This is a genomic window from Sporomusa termitida, from assembly GCF_007641255.1.
GTDB lineage: Bacteria > Bacillota > Negativicutes > Sporomusales > Sporomusaceae > Sporomusa > Sporomusa termitida.
This window is the reverse complement of the sequence record NZ_CP036260.1, coordinates 96,285-116,510: the sequence shown is the minus strand read 5'-3', so window position 1 is coordinate 116,510 and position 20,226 is coordinate 96,285. Positions and strand designations below refer to the sequence as shown.

Annotated in this window: 15 protein-coding genes; 2 read left to right on the top strand and 13 right to left on the bottom strand. The window is 45.0% G+C overall.

Features of this window, described 5'->3' with window-relative positions:
• Positions 1-237: 237 nt before the first annotated feature.
• From SPTER_RS24385 to SPTER_RS24360, 6 genes are all read right to left on the bottom strand, one after another.
• On the bottom strand, positions 238-1,335 hold the full coding sequence (locus SPTER_RS24385; protein ID WP_246105655.1) for a uroporphyrinogen decarboxylase family protein: 1,098 nt from the start codon (positions 1,333-1,335) through the stop codon (positions 238-240).
• Positions 1,336-1,470: 135 nt separating this feature from the next.
• Positions 1,471-3,054, bottom strand: a complete 1,584-nt coding sequence (locus tag SPTER_RS24380) for a response regulator (RefSeq protein ID WP_170233428.1) — start codon at positions 3,052-3,054, stop codon at positions 1,471-1,473.
• A gap of 224 nt (positions 3,055-3,278) precedes the next feature.
• Entirely contained in the window at positions 3,279-4,727 is a 1,449-nt protein-coding gene (locus SPTER_RS24375) for an MFS transporter (protein WP_144353157.1), read from the bottom strand.
• Positions 4,728-4,826: 99 nt separating this feature from the next.
• Positions 4,827-6,254, bottom strand: a complete 1,428-nt coding sequence (locus tag SPTER_RS24370; RefSeq protein WP_144353156.1) for an FAD-dependent oxidoreductase — start codon at positions 6,252-6,254, stop codon at positions 4,827-4,829.
• A gap of 17 nt (positions 6,255-6,271) precedes the next feature.
• Positions 6,272-7,996 (bottom strand): UGSC family (seleno)protein, encoded by a 1,725-nt coding sequence (locus SPTER_RS24365; RefSeq protein WP_144353155.1) that lies wholly within the window; start codon positions 7,994-7,996, stop codon positions 6,272-6,274.
• A 510-nt stretch (positions 7,997-8,506) separates the two neighbouring features.
• Positions 8,507-9,460, bottom strand: a complete 954-nt coding sequence (locus SPTER_RS24360) for a LysR family transcriptional regulator (RefSeq protein WP_170233427.1) — start codon at positions 9,458-9,460, stop codon at positions 8,507-8,509.
• A gap of 260 nt (positions 9,461-9,720) precedes the next feature.
• On the opposite strand from SPTER_RS24360, the gene SPTER_RS24355 reads away from it, so the two are divergent.
• Both SPTER_RS24355 and SPTER_RS24350 read left to right on the top strand, forming a co-directional pair.
• Entirely contained in the window at positions 9,721-10,137 is a 417-nt protein-coding gene (locus SPTER_RS24355; RefSeq protein ID WP_170233426.1) for an aconitase X swivel domain-containing protein, read from the top strand.
• On the top strand, positions 10,134-11,426 hold the full coding sequence (locus SPTER_RS24350) for an aconitase X (RefSeq protein WP_144353152.1): 1,293 nt from the start codon (positions 10,134-10,136) through the stop codon (positions 11,424-11,426). The genes SPTER_RS24355 and SPTER_RS24350 overlap by 4 nt, the downstream gene beginning before the upstream one ends.
• Positions 11,427-11,521: 95 nt before the next feature.
• Here the strand turns inward: SPTER_RS24350 and SPTER_RS24345 are convergent, their stop codons facing one another.
• From SPTER_RS24345 to SPTER_RS24315, 7 genes are all read right to left on the bottom strand, one after another.
• Positions 11,522-12,715, bottom strand: a complete 1,194-nt coding sequence (locus SPTER_RS24345; protein WP_144353151.1) for an electron transfer flavoprotein subunit alpha/FixB family protein — start codon at positions 12,713-12,715, stop codon at positions 11,522-11,524.
• A gap of 17 nt (positions 12,716-12,732) precedes the next feature.
• A complete protein-coding gene (locus SPTER_RS24340; protein WP_144353150.1) occupies positions 12,733-13,521 on the bottom strand; it encodes an electron transfer flavoprotein subunit beta/FixA family protein in 789 nt (262 codons plus the stop codon).
• Between the two features lie 39 nt (positions 13,522-13,560).
• Complete coding sequence (locus tag SPTER_RS24335) at positions 13,561-14,697, bottom strand: acyl-CoA dehydrogenase (protein WP_144353175.1); 1,137 nt, start codon at positions 14,695-14,697, stop codon at positions 13,561-13,563.
• Between the two features lie 400 nt (positions 14,698-15,097).
• Positions 15,098-16,237, bottom strand: coding sequence for an acyl-CoA dehydrogenase family protein (locus SPTER_RS24330; protein WP_144353149.1), 1,140 nt, complete (start codon positions 16,235-16,237; stop codon positions 15,098-15,100).
• Positions 16,238-16,308: 71 nt separating this feature from the next.
• The gene (locus tag SPTER_RS24325) at positions 16,309-17,556 is read right to left on the bottom strand and encodes an L-lactate MFS transporter (RefSeq protein ID WP_144353148.1); all 1,248 of its coding nucleotides are present in this window, start codon (positions 17,554-17,556) and stop codon (positions 16,309-16,311) included.
• Between the two features lie 47 nt (positions 17,557-17,603).
• Positions 17,604-18,395, bottom strand: a complete 792-nt coding sequence (locus tag SPTER_RS24320) for a short-chain-enoyl-CoA hydratase (protein ID WP_144353147.1) — start codon at positions 18,393-18,395, stop codon at positions 17,604-17,606.
• A gap of 108 nt (positions 18,396-18,503) precedes the next feature.
• The gene (locus tag SPTER_RS24315; RefSeq protein ID WP_144353146.1) at positions 18,504-20,075 is read right to left on the bottom strand and encodes an acyl CoA:acetate/3-ketoacid CoA transferase; all 1,572 of its coding nucleotides are present in this window, start codon (positions 20,073-20,075) and stop codon (positions 18,504-18,506) included.
• Between the last annotated feature and the right edge of the window lie 151 nt (positions 20,076-20,226).

The window sequence follows — 20,226 nt, the reverse complement described above, 5'->3', positions numbered from 1 at the left end:
CGTCCAATACCGATATGACGGCCAGATATAACCCCTATGTCATAGCGCCGGGTTCCCGGCGCCAGATTGTGCTCCTAAATCTAAGACAGTCTGATCGCCTTAAGTCAGACCTTGAGTGGGATAACGGCACATGCCAGTCTGGGCTTTTGCCAAGCAGACATCAGCTTAAAGAGGCAGCCACCGGGCCGGCTGGCTGCCTCTTTAAGCTCGCTTATTTCTTTAACCGATCCTGCCCCGCTATTTTCCAGTAGCAGCCGAAATCATAGCTTTAACATTTTCCACTTTGGCATTGGGGGGAATGCTGCAGCCCGAGGATAGAATAAATCCGGGACCCATATCTTCGATTAAACGGGTACTGTAATTATATACATCGTCAGGGGTGCCGAGTGCCAGCATTGCTGCAGGAACATCGCCCTTAATGGCCATGATGTCGCCAAGGACTGCTTTGATTTTATAAATATCGGTGGCCCCGTCAGTATCGAATAGGCACCTGCCTTTCGGGAAAGCCCGGAAAAACTCCAGGTCGCGTTCCCAGTGAGCATCCAGGTGCAAGCAAACATCTGCACCTTCTTCAATAATAACGTCGGCTGTCGCCTTGAGATATTTCCAAACAAACCGCTGCCACAGTTTGGGCCCGAAAAACTCACTCGCCCCCCGGGCAGGAGACAAAAATACAACTTCAGGCTTTACTTCGTGAATTTTATGCCGTAAGCGTCCACTTGTTTCTTTCTGAATTACATCTAAAACCGCTTCAACCTTATCGGGAATTTTATACAGATCCTTAACAAAACTGGGCATGGAACGCCCACCGTTGAGCAGCTCATACACAACAGTTCCGTTAACCGGCGTAAGCACCGCAGTACCGTTGTTCTCAAAATTCCGGATATATTGCGGCCATTCGGCCAATTCCGCAAACAGCGGCTCAAGCTGGATCTTCAGCCTGTTTTCCATATAATCCGTCATAAAAGGCATCCAACCCTTATTTAGGATGATGTCATAATCTTCTGTGGTCATCATTTCCTGCTCATCTAATTGCCACAAAGCATTATCCGGCAAATTCACGCCAGGCAATTTCACCCTAGACATAAATGACAACGGCATAATGGGGGCATATCCGGTAACATGACAAATCGCGTCGGCTTGCAATTCTTTCATCGAGTCCACCATAACCTGGTTGGAATATGTAAGACTTGAGCAAAAATCCGATAATTTCACCCCCATATGTGTTGCACAGAAAGCGTCAGCCATCAGTACCACCGGAGTCCTGTCCGGCTTTTCCAGCGAAAAGGCCTTTCTTATTCTTGCCTTGCGTTCTTTGAGCAAATTTGTATTCAAGTTCAGTTTCTCCCCTTCGTGCCTCATCAGGTCAAATTTTTTTGCACCACTATTACTTATTAACAAAAACATCCGAAAATTACGATTATTAACGTTTTGGATTTTAGCCATTATATTTCAGATCTCATTTTTAAGTTATACAGCATCTTCCTGGATTTTACTCACTTCCCTAAATTTCACGGGTGATACGCCTGCACTTTTTTTAAATTCCATATAAAAATTTTGCCGGGAATTAAACCCAACTAAATACATAATGTCGTCGATGCCCAAATCTGTTGTTTTTAATAATATTTTGGATTTTTCAATTCTAAATCGCCTTATATACATGTTTACGGTTTCTCTGGTTTCTCTTTTAAAATAATTCGCTACATAGGTTTTATTATATTTAAAATGTTCAGCAATAGAATTCAAACTGATATGATTGTTGTAGTTTTCACAAATATATTCAACAATATTTCGAACAAATTTACTATATTTAGTTTTGGCCTTCATCCCATTAACTAACAATTTAAAACATACACAAAGAGAGTCGCAAATCCTATCCATTGTCTCATTTTGTTCATCAGTTCTTTTCGACAAAAAACCGTTATTAAATATATAACGATAAGGAATACTATTTGATTTACAATAATCCATAAATAAATTGATTAATAATGAACTGGCATATTTTAAATGTAAATATTTTCGAAATGAATCCTTATTATTTTTGTAAATATTGTTGATCATCCTGCAAATTTCGTCGATATCCCTATTATTAATCGCATTTTCAATACCCTTCATTTGAATATGCAATGCATCGGCACCGCTCAAAGTGCATGGGTTTTCATAGTAGTACAGCGTTCTGACTCCACCTAAAAAAATACTATAATTACGGGCCTTTTCCGCTTCCCAATATTTTCTGCTCACATCTTCAATTTTATCAGTTATCTGGCTTACTCCAATTGTTACTCTCACACTACCCAATACATTTTCAACAGCCTTGAGAATTGCATTGGAAACTTTATATTCCCTTTTCATAATGCTGAATTGACTAAGATCTGATTTCACAAAACCTAAATATGCAAAATTATTCTGCCACATATAACATGCTATATCTTGACTGGGTCCAATGAAAAAAGATAGATCATTTAACAATCTTTCAACATAAGCGGACTTTAATGTGCCGATATTTTCAACGGCAAAAGACATAATAAAATAAACGCTATCGCTTATGTCAACACCTAGTGAATAAAGGTACTGGTTAATTAAATCAAAAGGAACTTCTTCACTTAAAATCATTTGCAGGGTTTCAGATGCAGCCAAAGATTCCACAGATACATTTAAGTGTGATTTATTCTGACCATTTACAAGCTTAAGAACTTCACATAACGCTATATATAAGTCCTCATCGGTAATTGCATTCTTAATCAAGTAATCCTTAACTCCAAGTTTCATCGCCTGCTTTGCATACAAAAAATTGGCTTCGGAACTTACAATAATAAATTTTTGTCCAGCATTTATCTTATGTATTTCTTTGATAAGCTCAAACCCACTCATACCTGGCATTTGTATCTCAGTAATAATCACATCAGGTTGCATAACATTTGTATAGTAATTAAGAGCATCTAATCCATCCGCAGCTTCATAGCATATTTGAAAATTTGGGTCTTTCCAGTTAGCCCATTTTTTTATAGACTCGGATTCTAATTTTTTGCCTTCAACAAGCATAACTGAATACACAATATTTAACCTCCAATAACGCATAAACTCAACCATTTGTATTACGTCGCCAGATACTGAGAATTTAGCATATATTGGATCATTGGGCTGCTGCCAAAACTATTGTATTCTCTACCTTCGTTACCTTAGAGGACCACAACTATAGGTTAAGTTTATGGCCTGCAAATTTCCCTCTGGAATTTACTGTAGTGATTGTTGGACTGCCGCATAAGCTTTATTATCGCTTAATTCTTCTCGGTTTTATATTGACCACCGTATAAGGGAGCGAAATACATATCATACTGCTTCCCAACGATATAGCAAAGAACCGCTACTATGAACATGGGAATTGCAACCATCAGAATGATCAAAATTGACATTTTCAACTGTGTTGCCAGAAGAATTCCACCTAATAGCGGCCCTATAATAGCTCCGATTCTAGCTACCCCAATTCCAGTGCCAGCTCCCTGGTTTCTTATATTAGGGGGATATATGCTAGGTGCAAGTATCGTTATAGCCATGTGTGCGCAGTTGATCAGAAAAAGTCCTAAGATAAATACGCCAATAAACATACCTCCCTCTACTCCACCTAAAAAACAAACGACAATCGCGGCTAAAGTATACACAATCCATCCTCTTCTGAGGCCAATCTTATCATAAAGAAAGCCGGCGCCCAGGACACTAAGTACACCGACAAATTGAGCATTTCCGTTTATCATTGCGGCTGTTGCAACCGAGTAACCTTTCAAAACGATCAATTGAGGTCCCCAGGAATTGAAAAAAAAGAGTGCAATGGAGCTGATTAAATAGAATGCCCACATTACAGGCGTCACCCATCTCAGTCTTCCCGCAAAAAGTTCCTTGGCAGAATGTTGCTTTTGATTCGTTATTCCTACAGATGAGAACTGGGTGTCAGCATCGATTTTGAGATCTGGATTTATCTTATTGATTAATTTAACAAGATTTTCTCTCTGTTCCGCAGTTTTCCAGCTGACGGAAAGCCATCTGGCGGATTCAGACATATAAGGAATCATAAATGCTATTACAATTAAAGGAGCAAAAAAGCCTATAAGGAAACACGCACGCCAGCCGGCAGTTGAAGAAATGATAAACGATGCTACATATCCGGCAAGCGTTGTACCCAAAACAAAACCGGTGTACATAACCGATAAGTATTTCCCCTTTCCTTTTAATGGCGCATATTCACTGGTTAATGTGATGGCGACAGGAACCGCGCCTCCGAAGCCGAAACCGGCGAATATGCGCATGAGAATCAGTTCTGGAACCGAATGCGAAAAGTATACAAGCAAGGTGCCCAATGAAAAAATGATTCCTGAGAAGATGAGAACCTTTTTTCTCCCGATCTTGTCGGCTATGGTCCCACAGATTATCGCTCCGAATAAAAAACCAACGTAGGCGGCTGAAAATACCCCTCCGAACAAGGTCGCACTGACGCCCCACTCTTCCATAATCGCCGGTGCTGTAACTGACATGATCCCCATATCATATCCATCCATCATCATGATGAAACCACATAAAATAATCGTCGCAAGGGAAACCTTATTCAACTTAGAATCATCGATAAGTTTTCCAACATCAACTATTAAAGGTTTTGCAATAATTTCATTTTTTACGTTTTTCTCGCTCATTCTAATTCGCCCCCCCATAATAATAATTGTTGTAATTACCTTCATCGAGTTAGTAATGTTGCGATAATTGAATAGAAAGCGAACCCCATGAGTACTATCGCGGTTATTCGCAAAAGATTGATCCCTTGGGATTCGCTCGCGATTCTAATGTGTACCGTACAGAATAGCTCCTTGTTTCAATAGAATATTCTGCAGCTCGGAGACGTCTTTCTCAAGTTCTCTGGGCGTAATGCCTTTTTTACTGCAGAGAGCAGCGGCCACACCGGCGGCCTGACCCGTTACCATTGTCTGCATCAGGAATCTTTGGTAAGAATCACGATCGGTTGAAATTGCCTTACCGGCCACAAGCAGATTTTCAACCGCCTTCGGGACAAGGCACCGATATGGAATATCTGTTGATCCGCCATCTTTCGGCCTTACCTCTTGCGCAAAGTCTATTGTGTTCCCAGTAGCAACGTGTTTAGCTCCTGATGAGAAATTGCTCTTTCCGATGACATCCTCAAACTTCCTTGCGGCAGCAACATCCGCTTTTACCAGTTTATAGTCACCCATAATTCGTCTACTCTCACGTATTCTCACTTCAGGGCATACTCTTGTAAGGTAGGCGTTCTCAAAGCCAGGCAAATTTTTATTGATGAACTTCAAGGCCATCGTGATTTGTTTTCTACACTCAACCTCTACATGAGTAAGATCCCTTACATCGGTGGGGTCACCAATTACATGGGATGAATGCTGGAAATGGGCCTGTACGTGTCCGCCGTCTCTGGGTATCAGGAAGAAACCGATTCCGCTGCTTTCATGCCATTCCCCCTTCTCCAGAGCTTCTCTTTTCAAAGAGAAATAGCCCCTGACTTCACCTAGCTCGGTAATGTCCTTAACCCTTCTGATACGGTCAGCAATCTGCTCCTTCGTCCAGGGAACAATTTGAGGCATTTGGATCATAAAATCGGTCTCGAAATTAGCTTTAATATACGCCAATGCTTTATCCCAATCTACACCATCCATTGTGAAAGCGAGCGTATGAGGTTCGAGCTGATCCCTCGGTACCTGCTCATAAGGCGCCCCGGCTAAAACAGAAATCTGCCCTTCGCCTGTGCAGTCAATAATCACTTTGCCCATAACAAGCGCCCTGCCGGAGGGGCTTTCAACAACGACTCCGGTAATAGCATCGCCTTCTTTGACCACATCAACAGCCAAGGTATGGAGCAGAAGGTTTACGTCATTTTCAGTCATCATGTCAAACATTAGAAGGCCCCACCAGTCGGGATCGACATAGGAGAAACTAAACCCTGCGCGGAAGTCCAGGTTTTGGTGCGGAAGGGCATGGCCTTCCCTCAATAGTCTGTTATGCGTTTCTTCAATAATACCGCCGGCTACTTGTTCATATCTTTCATTAAATAAGTTTGCATACGCAAAACCAGGAGGGCCTGAAATATTAAATTGACCTCCCAACGCGCCAATGCGCTCGATTAAGACAGTGTTAGCACCAGTTCTTGCCGCTGCAATTGCTGCCGCTACCCCGGACGTGCCGCCACCAACAACCACCACATCATAATGACCGATAATTTTCATATGTTATCCCCCCACCGTTAATTTACTGAATATTTTCCGAACTCGCTTATATGCTGTGCTGCCTTGCCATCAGGCAGTTCCACCCGTTTGATAATGGCCTCGCTGTGAAGGCCCCAAGGCAGTATGACTTGGGAATGTCCGCCTCTTCCACCCGCCACTACGATGAATACATCTTCCGGGGATCTGGTTACAGGCATAGGATGTTTGCTTTCCCATCCTTCCGGGCGGACAGGCACAAGCCCCCTGCCTCTTACCATCGGCGTCTCGTTGACCGCACGCAAATGAATATGCTCTTTGATTTTTTGCTTGTTGTATCCAAAATCCACCAGCATCTTTCCATGGTCAGGCGTAAGTACCAGCAACAAACTGCTGGGCATATAGGCGTTATTGCTGCCTATTGTCGTACAACAGTGGGTAAGGGTGTCGATCAAATCACCACCGTTAAGGCTCAAAAAATCAATGATATCACGGGCCGGTTCGGCTTTAAGGACCCATACGGCCGTTGTATCTTTATCATAAAATTCCTCGTTGATTGTCTTCCATGGAGCAAGATCTTCATCTTCCGCAAAACAATAGGAAAATTCGACAGGCGATGCCTGGCAATCCAGGTCGCAAACGCCCGGGACGGCTCTGCAGACGTCCATAATAACTAAATTGATCGCCCTTCCTATTGTGTTGTTGGCGGGGAAGCCCGGTCCCAAGCACCCCTGACGTCCAGAAATACCAAGTTCTTTGGCCAGCGGGCCGCTTACCAATATAAGATTTCCTCCGGGATATGATGTTGTTACGGATTGCAATAAATTATACTTTGGGTCTGCCATACACTTGAATGCCGTAATAATGATGGGCATATATTCGGGTTTGCACCCGGCCATGACAGCTGCGATAGCCAGGTCTTTAACCGTAATATCTTTCCCGCTTGGCCCAACCTCTACGGCAAGTACCGTATCCGGATCAAACGGGCAATATTCGAGCATCTTTTCATAACGCTTACGGGTTGGCGGAATGATTGGAAGGCCATCGCCAAGATGTTCCTTATGGAAGAAATCCATGACTTCTTCCATATAAGCCCCCGGCGTATAAAGCTGACTCTCGTCTATTTCAATATTGTCAGTTAACGGAAGAAGACCATCATCCCGGGGCTTTGTCTTATCGATCTTGAAATCAATATGTGCCGCCCGCCTAAGCTCTTCGCCATTTTTCGTCAGCGAATCAATGATATAATCCCACTTCGTGTCTATCTGTACGTGTATATCCTTCGGCAGGCTTGCCTGATAGATATCAAGCTTGCAAAGACATAGGTTACCTGCGCGATAAAACGCAACACCTTCTACCAGTTCTCCGCCCGGGCTCGCCGTTACGTAAACAGTGGGAATCCCGAGTTTCTCCATTTCTATCGCAACGATAGTTGTTGCTGAAGATGTCCCCATATCACCTAACGCTACAATTGCCGCTGCCGGTTTTTCGTCAGCTAGCATTGCGGCGTATGCTTCAAGTGCCGGCGTATCTTTGCCTCTGACAGTTTCCTTGTAATCAACAAAATTTGTTGCGCCCATCTTATTGAAATTACTTTTGATTCTTACAAAAACTTCGTTATAATAGCAGAAGTCTAGTTTCGTGTTATCATAGAATAAGATTTTGCCATTTATTAGCCCGTTTAACCCCTTCCTTGGCGCAAGCTTGATGACCGGCCTTTCTTGCCGGCCCCGGGGATCCATGATTGGATCCAATCTTTTGTTCATAGTAAACTTCTCCTTTCTTTTGAAGTTATAATATCATGGGAATAAAATAGTAGCTATCAATGTAGTTGTCCTGTTTATCAATATAATTTACTACCTGATTAAAGATTGGATCTATTTCCCCACATCACTATTTGTCCTGAAAGAAATAAACGCTACGGAGGGGAAATATTTTTAGGTAAGACTGATTGAAACTCATGGTCTGTTTTTGCTATTTCTTGCATTATTATTTTCTTATTATTCTGAAATTTTATTTTATTCTAAAATATTTAACAATATTTTGTCCAATACCAATATGACGGCCAGATATAACCCATATGTCATAGCGCCAGATTCCTGGCTCCAGATTGTGCTCCTAAATCTAAAACAGTTTGATAGCATAAAAAGGCCTCTGCGCGGCATATGCCGCGCAGAGGCCTTTTTATTATCCTGTTAAAAGCTATAACTTTCCGCCCGGATAAAGGCAACATCGGCTTCCGCTTTCGCTAAGGCTCGGCGCAAGCCGTGTTTTCTTCATTTATGTTTCTGTCTGCATTTGAAAACAGTCATACCGTCCGGGTTGTCCGGTATTGTACTAATGAAATCCTGTGCCGCCTTGGAAACGTCTTTCGTTCGCCATGCTACGGTCAGAAACGGGGAGTCCCCAAGCAGCGGGAGTTCAAAAAATTTTATCTCTTCACGCCCAGGTACATTTAGGAAATATCCGCAAACACCCATACCCCTACCCAAACGAAGGAGGCGGATAAATGATTGAAAATTGGGAACTATCTGCACGGTTTTGGGGTTGATCCCATACTCATTTAGCATCAAAATGGCCCTTTTCTTATCACTTGAATCGTCATGAAACGGTATCGTATAGAAGACCTCTTTTGCGAGATCCTCTTTATTTATCAGGTCTATCGTGTCGAACGCGGCCAGAGGATGTCTTGCGGACATCGCAAGACACCTGCGGCTCCTGCATACCCTTTTCATCGAGATGTTTGGCGCTCCGTCCAGCATAAAATCATGGATAAAAGCGATATCCACATCTCCGTAAATCAAGGCTTGCTTGAGTTCCAAAAAATCATACAATATTTCGTTAATCTCGATATTCGGATGCTGCAAAGAGTAATCGTTTATCAGCCACTTGAGTTTATCGTAATCTTTACTGGAGTCGTAGGTGCTGGGATAGCCAATATTGATTATCTTATGCGGCATATTCTCCATTTTCTGTGCATGCTCTATATGCTTGCACATGCTGTTATACGAGGAACGCATCTTAAGGTAAAGATATTCACCTTCTTTTGTCAGCACAAGCCCCCTGTTGCTTCGGGCGAACAGCTTTAAGCCGATGCCTTCTTCCAACCTGTGTATCGTCTTGCTCAAAGCTGGCTGTGAAATATACATCGCATCTGCAGTCTTCGAAACATTCAGCCGCTCCGCCACAGCAAAAAACGTTGCAATCTGTAGGAATGTAATGTTATACATTGTTGCAGCCTCCTCATCGAATATAAGAAAGACAATATAACGTTTTATCGTTACAGTAGTATTGACGATTGTAATATACCATAACCGAACAGAGATCTTCAAGCCCCCATCTTTACATGCAGCGTAATACATCGTGTTGGCATTCCCTGAAAGTTATATCAGCGCGCGCTATGGATATTGTACTATTTAATAAATCAATATTATAATTTATTTACGACTCTGAATTTTTAAAAAAAGGCCAGAAAAGGAGCAATTATCTTGTGAAAAAAATTAGAATTAAAGGCCGCAGCGAATTCCCCGGCTGTGTGCAGGCGGAAGCTATCGTTTCCCGCAAGCCTCTTGAAGGTTTCACAAACTGTAATTTTGTGCACGGATACACTACCGAGCGCAACCACCCCTTGTTCAAGGTCTGTTACACGGACAAAGTACTTGTTTATCCCTATCCTCGCGGTTCAGGAGGCTTTGTGTATTATGGTCTTGGCGCTAAACCTGCGGCTTTTGTACATACCGAGAGCTGCCCACTGACTGTTAATTGCGCAATGACCGGGCGCATCCCGTCCATGACCGATTTTGAAATGGATCCTCTTGATTATATCGAGACAGGAGATATCGTACTGGTAAATGCCGATGAGGGCTACATCGAAATAACGAAAAGAAACCAAGAGGTAACGATATGATCTTCTTAACTGATGATGAACAACGGATGCTTCAGGGCGAAAAAGGACACATTCCCCGGCTTTGCCTGCAGTATCTTGTGGAAATGGCCGAGGTTGCCGGCGCTGAGAAGCTTGTCGACTTGGACGGTACAGGGGATTTTCACACACCATTGACCGCAGCGATACCGCAATATGAGTTTCCCCTTGAGGAACTTGAACAGCTTGTTGCCAGCGGTGCAACGTTTAAAATTCCAACCTTCGCCAACAAATCCCCTTTCTACGAACTCACCCCCATGCATGGCTGGGAACACTGCCATATGCTCACCTATGGCAAAAACGCCCATGACGACCCCTGCTTTCACGAAAATGCAATGCATGAGGAATACTATACTCTTTACAGAAAAATGGGTATGATGACTACGCATTCCTGCGTTTCATACCTTACCGCCTCATATCTGCCCACTATTGGCCAGCACTGCTCCTGGAATGAAAGTTCCGCCATTCCCTACTGCAATGCGGTACTTGGCGCCCGTACCAATATCGACGGCAGCTTTGCCACCTGCTTTCTCGGCAAGGCTGTCTATTATGACATGCATGTGACCGAAAACCGCTATGCTACTGTTCTCGTAGAGACAGAGCGACTCATTAAGTCCGACCTGGAGTGGGATGTGTTCGGTTTCGCAGTGGGTGAGGAATGCGGTCTAGCCATACCCTGCCTTACAGGTACGGCCAAACCTACCACCACTCAACTCTGTAAGCTTAATTCCAGTATGAACACAGGCGGTGCTGTCCGTATGTACCATATTCCCGGCAGTACACCGGAAGCGCTCACTCTTGAAATGGCTTTCGGCAATAAGAGCCCCCGCCAGGTCATTATGATAGATGAGGACGACCTAAAAAAGACTTACGACACGCTAAATTACCACACCAGCGATGTGGTCGACATGGTTTACCTCGGCTGTCCGCACCTGAACATCGTTGACCTTATGCTGCTTGCCCGCAAGTTGGAGGGCAGGAAATGCAAAATACCCTTCTGGATCATGTCCACCCCGTGGCTGTACGATGTCGCCAAGAACCTCGGTTACGTAAGGATTTTCGAGGCTGCCGGCGCCCACCTTATGACAGGCACATGCATGGCTGCCATGGGAGGCGTACCGACAGGTGTCAAAAATATTGCCGTCGACTCCGCGAAACAGTCCTACTACATAACCGGCTGTTATCCTGACGATTCTCTTCAGGTATGCTACGGCTCCCAGGACAACTGTATTGACGCGGCCCTGACGGGCAGATGGCGTGGCGAGTGGAAATAAGACACCTTAACACAAATAGCGTGCTGATCAGCACGCTATTTGCCCGCCCCTGTACGGGAATGACACTACAAATTGCTTTTCTAGACTGCTAACAGTCAACCTGCTTTAATCTTTCTAAATTCCTCCGTCAGAATTGGCAATACTTCCGTGATGTCACCGACGATACCGTAATCGGCCATATTAAATATCGGCGCATCAGGATCTTTATTGATAGCGATGATAATATCTGATGACGACATCCCTGCCATATGCTGGATAGCGCCGGATATACCGCAGGCAAAGTAAATTTTGGGCCCTACGGTCTTTCCGGTCTGTCCAACCTGGTGTAAAACCGGCTTCCAGCCGGCATCCACGGCCGCGCGTGAGGCTCCTACAGCCCCACCCAGAACAGTTGCCAGTTCTTCCACCAGCGCAAAATTCTCCGGTTTACACAAACCACGCCCACCGGACACTATGATTTCAGCTTCTTCCAGGTTACAGGATGCTGTGCATACCTTTATCACTTCAACAAGCTTAGTGCGAATGTCTTGGACCTTCACAGTGTTAGCTGCCCGGATAATTTCACCGCTGCTTGCATAATCCGGCACCGGACGCTTAAATACAGAAGGACGGACCGTTCCCATCTGGGGCCGGTGTTCCGGACAGAGAATAGTAGCCATAATGTTGCCACCAAAGGCCGGACGAGTCCAGGCCACAAGGCCGGTGGCAGCGTCGATACCAAGTCCGGTGCAGTCGGCAGTCAGGCCGGTACCTACACGGCAGGCAATACGCGGCCCGAGGTCGCGCCCGTCGTTCGTCGCTCCCAGCAGGATGACCGAAGGTTTGTAGGAATTGATAAGTTCAGTAAAGGTTGCGGTGTAGCCATCAGTACTGTAGTGGGCAAGTTCAGGTGCTTCCACTAAGTAGACTTTATCGGCGCCGGCAGCAAAAACTTCTTTGGCCAGTTCTGCAATGTTATTGCCAATAAGTACCCCTGCCAGGTTTTGGCCCATGGCATCAGCCAGCTTGCGGCCTTCACCCAAAAGTTCCAGGCCGACATTACGCGGTTTGCCTGCCGATGTTTCAATATAAACCCAAACATCTTTGTATTCGGTTTTGTCCATAGACACCTGCTTGGCTTCTATTTCCCGCTGTATGGCTCCTACCGGGCAAGTATCGATACAGGCGCCGCACTGGGTACATGCTTCGGTGATGATGGCTTGGTCATCTTTTATTTCAATGGCCCCGAAAGGGCATACTGGTTCACAGGAGCCGCAGCCGACACATTCTTTTGTTACTGTTACTGCCATTGTATATTTCCCCCTCGTTACACAATCTTTGCGTCAGATAGTTTTCGGATTAGCTCGGCAACCGCTTCCCTTGCCGTATCTTTTTTTATGATTACACCCTGGGTACGCTGTGGCGGTGTGAATATCTTACCGACTTGCGTCGGTGATCCCTTAAGGCCGATCTTTTGTTCATCCACAGCAAGATCGCCAGCTGTCCAAACAGGAATCTCCATGCGGTTAGCCTTCATTGTTCCTTTAACAGTTGGAAACCGTGGTTCGTTAATAGATTTAACCACCGAGGCCAAAAGGGGTAACTTGACTTCGATGATTTCGTATCCATCCTCGTGCTCGCGTTCAACCCGGACGGTATTGTCTTCAACAACATCAATTTTGGCCACATAAGTCAGCTGGGCAATACCTAAATGCTCGGCCATTTCCGGCCCGACCTGGGCCGTATCCCCGTCAATAGCCTGCTTACCGCAAAAAATGATGTCGAAGGCACCAAGCTTTTTGACTGCCGCGGCCAAAGTGTAGCTGGTTGCTAACGTATCGGCCCCGCCGAAAGCTCTTTCACTGATAAGTACTGCCGAATCAGCGCCCATTGCCAGACACTCTTTTAAGGCCTCTTTGGCCTGCGGCGGTCCCATAGAGATAACGGTGACACTGCCCCCCTGCTTTTCTTTTAACTGCAAAGCCGCTTCCACGGCGTTTCTGTCAAAGGGATTGATGATACTTGGCACACCCTGGCGAATAAGTGTATTCGTCACCGGATCAATTTTTACTTCTGTGGTGTCAGGCACCTGCTTGACACAGACAATGATTTCCATTAGCTAGCCCCCTATTAAGTGTTACTCCGGAATATTAGACTATTTCAGAATATGACCGGCAATAACTATCCTTTGAATTTGATTTGTACCTTCGTAAATCTGAGTTATTTTCGCATCCCTCAGTAATCTTTCCACAGGGTATTCGCGTGAATAACCATAGCCGCCTAACACCTGAATAGCGTCCAGGGCCACCTTGACCGCTGTATCAGACGCAAAAGTCTTCGCTATAGCCGCCTCTTTTCCGAATGGCCGGCCGGCGTCTTTCAAAGCGGCGGCATTATAAACCAGAAGGCGGGCCGCTTCAATTTGGATAGCCATATCTGCGAGCATAAATGATATCGCCTGGAAAGACGCAATCGGTTTGCCAAATTGCTCACGAGTCTTAGCATATTTAACGGCCTCCTGATAAGCCGCTTCCGCTATACCCAAAGCCTGTGCACCGATACCAATCCTGCCGCTATCCAAAGCCGTCATCGCAATTTTAAAACCTTCTCCCTCTTTTCCCAGCAGGTTTTCTTGGGGAATGCGGCAATTATCCAGAATTATTTCGGTGGTCGAGGAAGCGCGAATGCCCATTTTTTCTTCTTTTTTGCCTACGGAAAAGCCGGGAGTAGCTTTCTCTACAATAAAGGCCGTGATTCCTTTTGTCCCTTTACTTCTGTCTATAGAAGCCAAGACGATAAAGGTTTCTGCCGCTGCACCATTAGTGATAAAACATTTTGTTCCGTTAAGGACATAGTGATCACCTTCTAAAGTGGCAGTGGTAGCGACTTTAGAGGCATCGGACCCAGCGTTAGGCTCAGTTAAAGCAAATGCTCCAATTTTTCTGCCGCTTGCCAGGTCCGGAATATATTTTTGTTTTTGTGCTTCAGTCCCAAAGTAATAAATAGGCAGAGTTCCTACAGACGTGTGAACAGCTAAAATGACGCCGGTGGCTGCACAAGCTTTAGATATTTCCTCTATAGCAATGATATAGCTAACCGCATCTGTCTCCATCCCTTCATATTGTTCAGGAATAGGTAAGCCCATTAGGCCGATTGCAGCCATCTTTTTGATATTGTCCCAGGGAAACTCTTCACTGTGGTCATAAGCTGCCGCTCTGGGAGCAATTTCTTTCTGCGCAAATTCTCTGACAAGCTTTTGTATATCTGCTTGTTCATTGTTTAAGACTAACATAGTTTTCTCCCCTTTTTTAGATTGTTTACCTTCAGTAAAATCCTGTACTGCCTCTGGGGCTAATACACATTCATTAATAAGTATCGCAATAAGCGTGCCATAGGGCATAAAAGAATGTAATTTTGAAATCCTTAATTGCCGGTACTTTCAGTTGACTATTAATTATAAAAAGCAATAAAGATACCTCCTGCTACTAAGCAAGCCCTAAGGCTTCATGCAAAATTGCACGATTATTAATGCAGTTTTGCATGGTTGCGATTGCAAACTCCTCCAAGTAGAACTTTTCCCCGGAAAGATAAGTTAGGGAACATTGTAAAGCAGCCCAGGCATGACAAAATGCAGGCCTGGCAACCTGCATTTTGCAATTAATGCAGGGTTGCCAGGCGTTTCAAATAAGTGTCTATTCGCCGCCCTTTAGCTTGGCTACTGCGCCGCCAACAACCATTTTTAAAACTTCTGACGCCCCCACACCAATATCAATTAACCGGCCGTCCCTGGCAATCCGCTCGATATCGTAATATTTCATATAACCATGTCCGCCAAAAATTTGGAGGGCCTTATGACAAGTCACATTAACGGTTTCAGCGACAAATAATTTGGCAACAGAACCCTCAAGGGAATAATCCTTGCCGTTGCTGCGTTTGGCGGCAGCATCATACACCAGCAATCTTGCTCCCTCAATTTTCACATGCATATCGGCCAGCATTTCCTGAACCGAAAAAAGGGCCGTGAGCGGTTTACCGAAAGCGGTCCGTTTATTGGCATACCCGGCGGCAGCAGCCAATGCCGCCTCAGCAATGCCCAATCCCATCGCGGCCATGCCTAAGCGGCCGGCAATCAGGGCGTACATAGCTACCTTGAAGCCTTCGTTTACTTTCCCGATCAGTGTACCCTCACCCAGAACGCAATCATTAAAATTCAAACCAGTGGTAACAGAACTTCTGCAGCCCATCTTTCCTTCCGGTTCGCCGATCGTAAAACCGGGAGTTCCTTTTTCTACAATAAACATGCTAATGCCTTTGGCACCGGCTTCGGGATCGGTTTTAAAGCCGATTAAATAAATATCCGCTAGCCCGCCGTTAGTGCAAAACCACTTGGGTCCCTCGGCAATCCACCCGCGATCCGTCTTCTTTGCGGCAGCTCGTATTGCAGCAGCATCTGACCCGGCCTGAAATTCACTGACACAGAAAGCCCCAACTTTTTCCCCTTTCAGCAGACTGGGAAGGTATTTCTGCTTCTGCTCATCGCTGCCATATTTCAGGATTATATCAGCAACCATCCAGTGAACATGTACTGTCAAAGCTACGCCGGCGCTCACTTTGCCAAATTCTTCGATAACTTTATATGCTGTTAACGCATCACAGTCTTTACCGCCGTATTCAGCCGGATAATTTATGCCAAGGAATCCAGCCTGCCCCATTTCGCTTAAGAATTCTTGCGGGAATCTACCAGCCTCGTCCAATTGCTTGGCAATAGGCGTAAGCCGAGTTTTGCAAAAGTCCCGGGCATTTGTTAACATAGCTGTATTTTTCGTTTGCATTTTCTTCACTCCAATCAATTATTTCAAAACATTGCTTGAGGACCTAAATCACCGTTCTGGCATTAGGCCATTTAAAGAGCAGCAGATTTTTGCTCCCCTATCACCGGCGGCTTAGGTGCCTTGAATGTCATTGCCATAATTGCGCCTATTAGGCAAAGGCTGCCGCTAATAATAAACGCCAGATAATATTCCCCACCGGAAAACTCTTTAACCCATGCCGCCATTATCGGACCTATAATGCCGCCAACAGCGTAGGCTAACAGTATCAGGCCGTAATTAACCCCGACATATTTAGGGCCAAAAGTGTCTGCCGTAATGGAAGGGAATACGCCCACCGTACCGCCAAAACAAAATCCTATTATCGACACGCCTAATGCATACAGCCAATATGAAGATAGATAATTCATTGAAAACATAGCTATAGCACTAAGCACAAACATCGCGAATATTGATTTAAGACGCCCCAGTTTATCAGAGACCGCCCCCCAGAAAAGCCGCCCTACAGAGTTAAATAACCCTAAAAGACTGACAATAGTAGTCGCCTCAGCCGGTGTTAAGTTGGCCACCTTTTGCCCGATAGGAGAAGCATGCGCAATGATGATTAAAGCACAGACATTGGCAAAAGTATACATAATGAATAAGAAGTAATAATGAGGTGTGCCCAACATTTCCCGGGGGGTAAAGTCATACTTACTCGGCCCCGCTTGACCGGCTTTAACAGGTGGAGGCGTCCATCCTGGCGGGGTGTAACCATCCGGCGCAGCTTTAATTAACAAAGCACCTAAAATTACACCGACAAATATCATTATCCCCAATATGGAGAACGTATCCATAACTCCCACTTTTGTCATTAAGTAATATCCGACCTGCGTAAATAAAACAGAGCCAAAGCCTAAACTGCCTACAGCCAAACCGGTTATCAAACCGCGTTTGTCAGGAAACCATTTGACAAGAGTTGCAATGGGTACACCGTAAGCAACGCCTACACCGCCACCAGTCAGAAAACCATACCCCAGCCACAGCATCCAAAGGCTGGAAGTTTTGCTGGTGATGTACATGCCGGTTAAAACCATAACGCCGCCGAGAATAGCTACTTTCCGTACGCCCATCTTGGGCGTTAAATATCCGCCGGCTATCATCATGATTGGTATCATAGCCAAGTTAATGGTAAACGCCAGAGATACGTCACTTGTAGACCACCCAAACATTTTTTCTATAGGTGTGCGAAAAATACTCCATATATATACAACACCTAAACATAACTGAAGCAACACTGCACCATACACACAATGCCAGCGGTTATAATTAGTTTCTGTCATATAAACCCTCCTGCTTTTGCGAAATGATTCTTGCAAAGATAATTCTCTTACTTTCCTGCAAAATTGGCTTTGCGCTTTTCAACAAATGCCTGCATTCCCTCTTTTTGGTCAATGGTTGCAAAACAAAGACCAAAAATTTCTGCTTCATACGCTGTGGCCGAATCCAAAGCCATATCCATACCTTCGTTCACAGCCGCTTTGCATAGCTGAACGGCGACCGGAGCATGGGAGACTATCTTATTAGCCATTGCTATGGCAATTTCCATGAGTGATGCGACCGGCACCACCCGATTGACAAGCCCCAGCCGGTAAGCTTCCAATGCATCAATCTGATCGCCGACAAACAGCAATTCTTTGGCAATCCCTTTGCCCACAAGCCGGGGCAATCGCTGAGTTCCGCCAAAGCCCGGTGTTACTCCCAGCATAACTTCCGGTTGACCGAATTTAGCCTTTTCCGATGCAATACGGATGTCGCAGGCCATTGCCAATTCACAGCCGCCCCCCAGCGCAAATCCGTGTATCGCCGCAATAACTGGTTGTGGGAGGTTTTCAAGCTTATTAAATACCATCTGCCCCAGTTTACCAAAGCTTCTTGCTTCCATAGCGGACATTGATTGCATTTCAGTAATGTCTGCACCGGCAACGAAAGCTTTCTCGCCCCCGCCGCGGATGATTACGGCTTTCACGGCAGAGTCGCTGGCAATAGCCGTCAACAGGGAATCAAGTTCACGCAAGGTAGCGGCATTTAAAGCATTTAAAGCCTTAGGTCTATTCATGGTTATAATACCTATGCTGTCTGACTTCTCATAGAGTAAATTTTCCACTTGCTTCCCCCTCATTACTACTTGGTAGGCAGGCACCGCAACTTTCTCCTGCCCTTATCGCAACGGTCCGGGTAGCTGCAGTGCCATTACCTTTATTCTGATGTATAAGAAATAATCATATTATTAAATTGTCAGGTTCATAACGGCATCTGTGAATATTCTCGGGTCCATTGTTTTGAGTTCTTTCGATACAATGGGCTGAAAAGCCATCTTTGCGAGTATATGCTGTTCAAGGTCAACACCTGGTGCAATTTCAATTAGCTCCACACCGGCAGGGGTAAGTTTAAACACAGCTCTTTCCGTTACATATAGGATGTTTTTACCCGTTTCATTGGCATATTCGCCACTAAAAGTGATCTGTTCAACCTTTTCAACAAATTTTGAAGCCTTGCCGTCTTCAATAATATTTAGTTTTCCATCTTTTATTTCGGTCTTGGTTTTTCCGGCCATAAAGGTGCCTACAAATACAATATTTTGTGTGCTTTGAGTAATGTTGACAAAGCCGCCCGGGCCTACCGTTCTGCCGGCAAATTTACTTACGTTAACATTGCCCTGTTTGTCGATCTCAGCTGCACCAAGGACGGAAAGATCGATACCGCCGCCGTCATAAAAGATAAACATATCAGCATGTGAGATTATCGCTTCTACGTTGGTAGAAGCAGTGATTGCCAAGCCGCTTTGCGGGACACCACCAAAAGAACCGGCCTCAATCGTAAGGTTGATTTTGGAAGAAAATCCTTCTTCTGCGGCAACAGCGGCAACAGCCTCCGGCATGCCAATCCCTAAATTCACAAGGGCGCCTTCTTTCAGTTCAAGTGCCGCCCGTCGTCCGCAAATTTTCCTTTCCGACAGTCCCATGGACGCTATTTGATCAAGCGGTAATCTTGTCTCCCCGCACCACTCAGGATGGAATTCAGGGATCGCATAGAATTGTCTGCGGCCGACTTCACTTGCCAAAACAATATGGTCAACCAAAACACCCGGTACAACAACATCGTGAGGTTTAATGGTATGCGCTTCAGTCAGTCGTTCTACCTGCGCAATGACTATGCCGCCGCTGTTTTTTGTAGCCAGAGCTAATTCCAGCGAACTAAGCCGTACCGCTTCCTTTTCAATAGAAAGGTTTCCGTCTACGTCGGCTGTTGTTGCCTTGATAAAACAAACATTGACCGGAAAAGATTTATACAGCAGATAATCCTTATCTTTAATTTTCAGCACTTCTACAACTTGTTCTTCTTCACTGAGGTCATATGCCGCCTGATTGGCTTTGCACCCTTCAACCCTTGGATCTGCATAGGTTTTGAGGCCCACGCTGGTAATAACTCCGGGCCTTTTTGCGCCGATTGCACGGGTAAGCTGGGTTAAGACACCCTGCGGAACTACAAATGTGGGAAATTTGTTTTCGGTGATTAACGGGAAAAGCTTAGGTGATGTGCCAATATGTCCACAAATGAGTTTGCCTATAAGACCTTCCTGGGCAAACATATTCATCCCGCCGTCCTTACCGTCGCCGATGCCGGACACATGAAAAACAGTAATGCCTTTAGGAGACTGTGTTTCCAGGTACTTGTCCCGTACTGCCGCCATAAGATCTACTGGCGTGGAAGCTGTAATAATGCCTTGAATCCCTAGTGTGTCACCGTCTTTTATGAGATTCGCGGCTGCCTTCGCTGAAATGACCTTACTTTTACCCATAATTTTTTCCTCCCCTTCATAGTTAAAGATAAATCCGCTTTTAGCACCTGTATTGCTTTCATTGCTTTCATTGCTTATAGGCCGCACTTCCTTTCTCTATTACCCTTATAATTCTACCTTTGGTATAGGTAGCTGGGAACACTGGTTACAG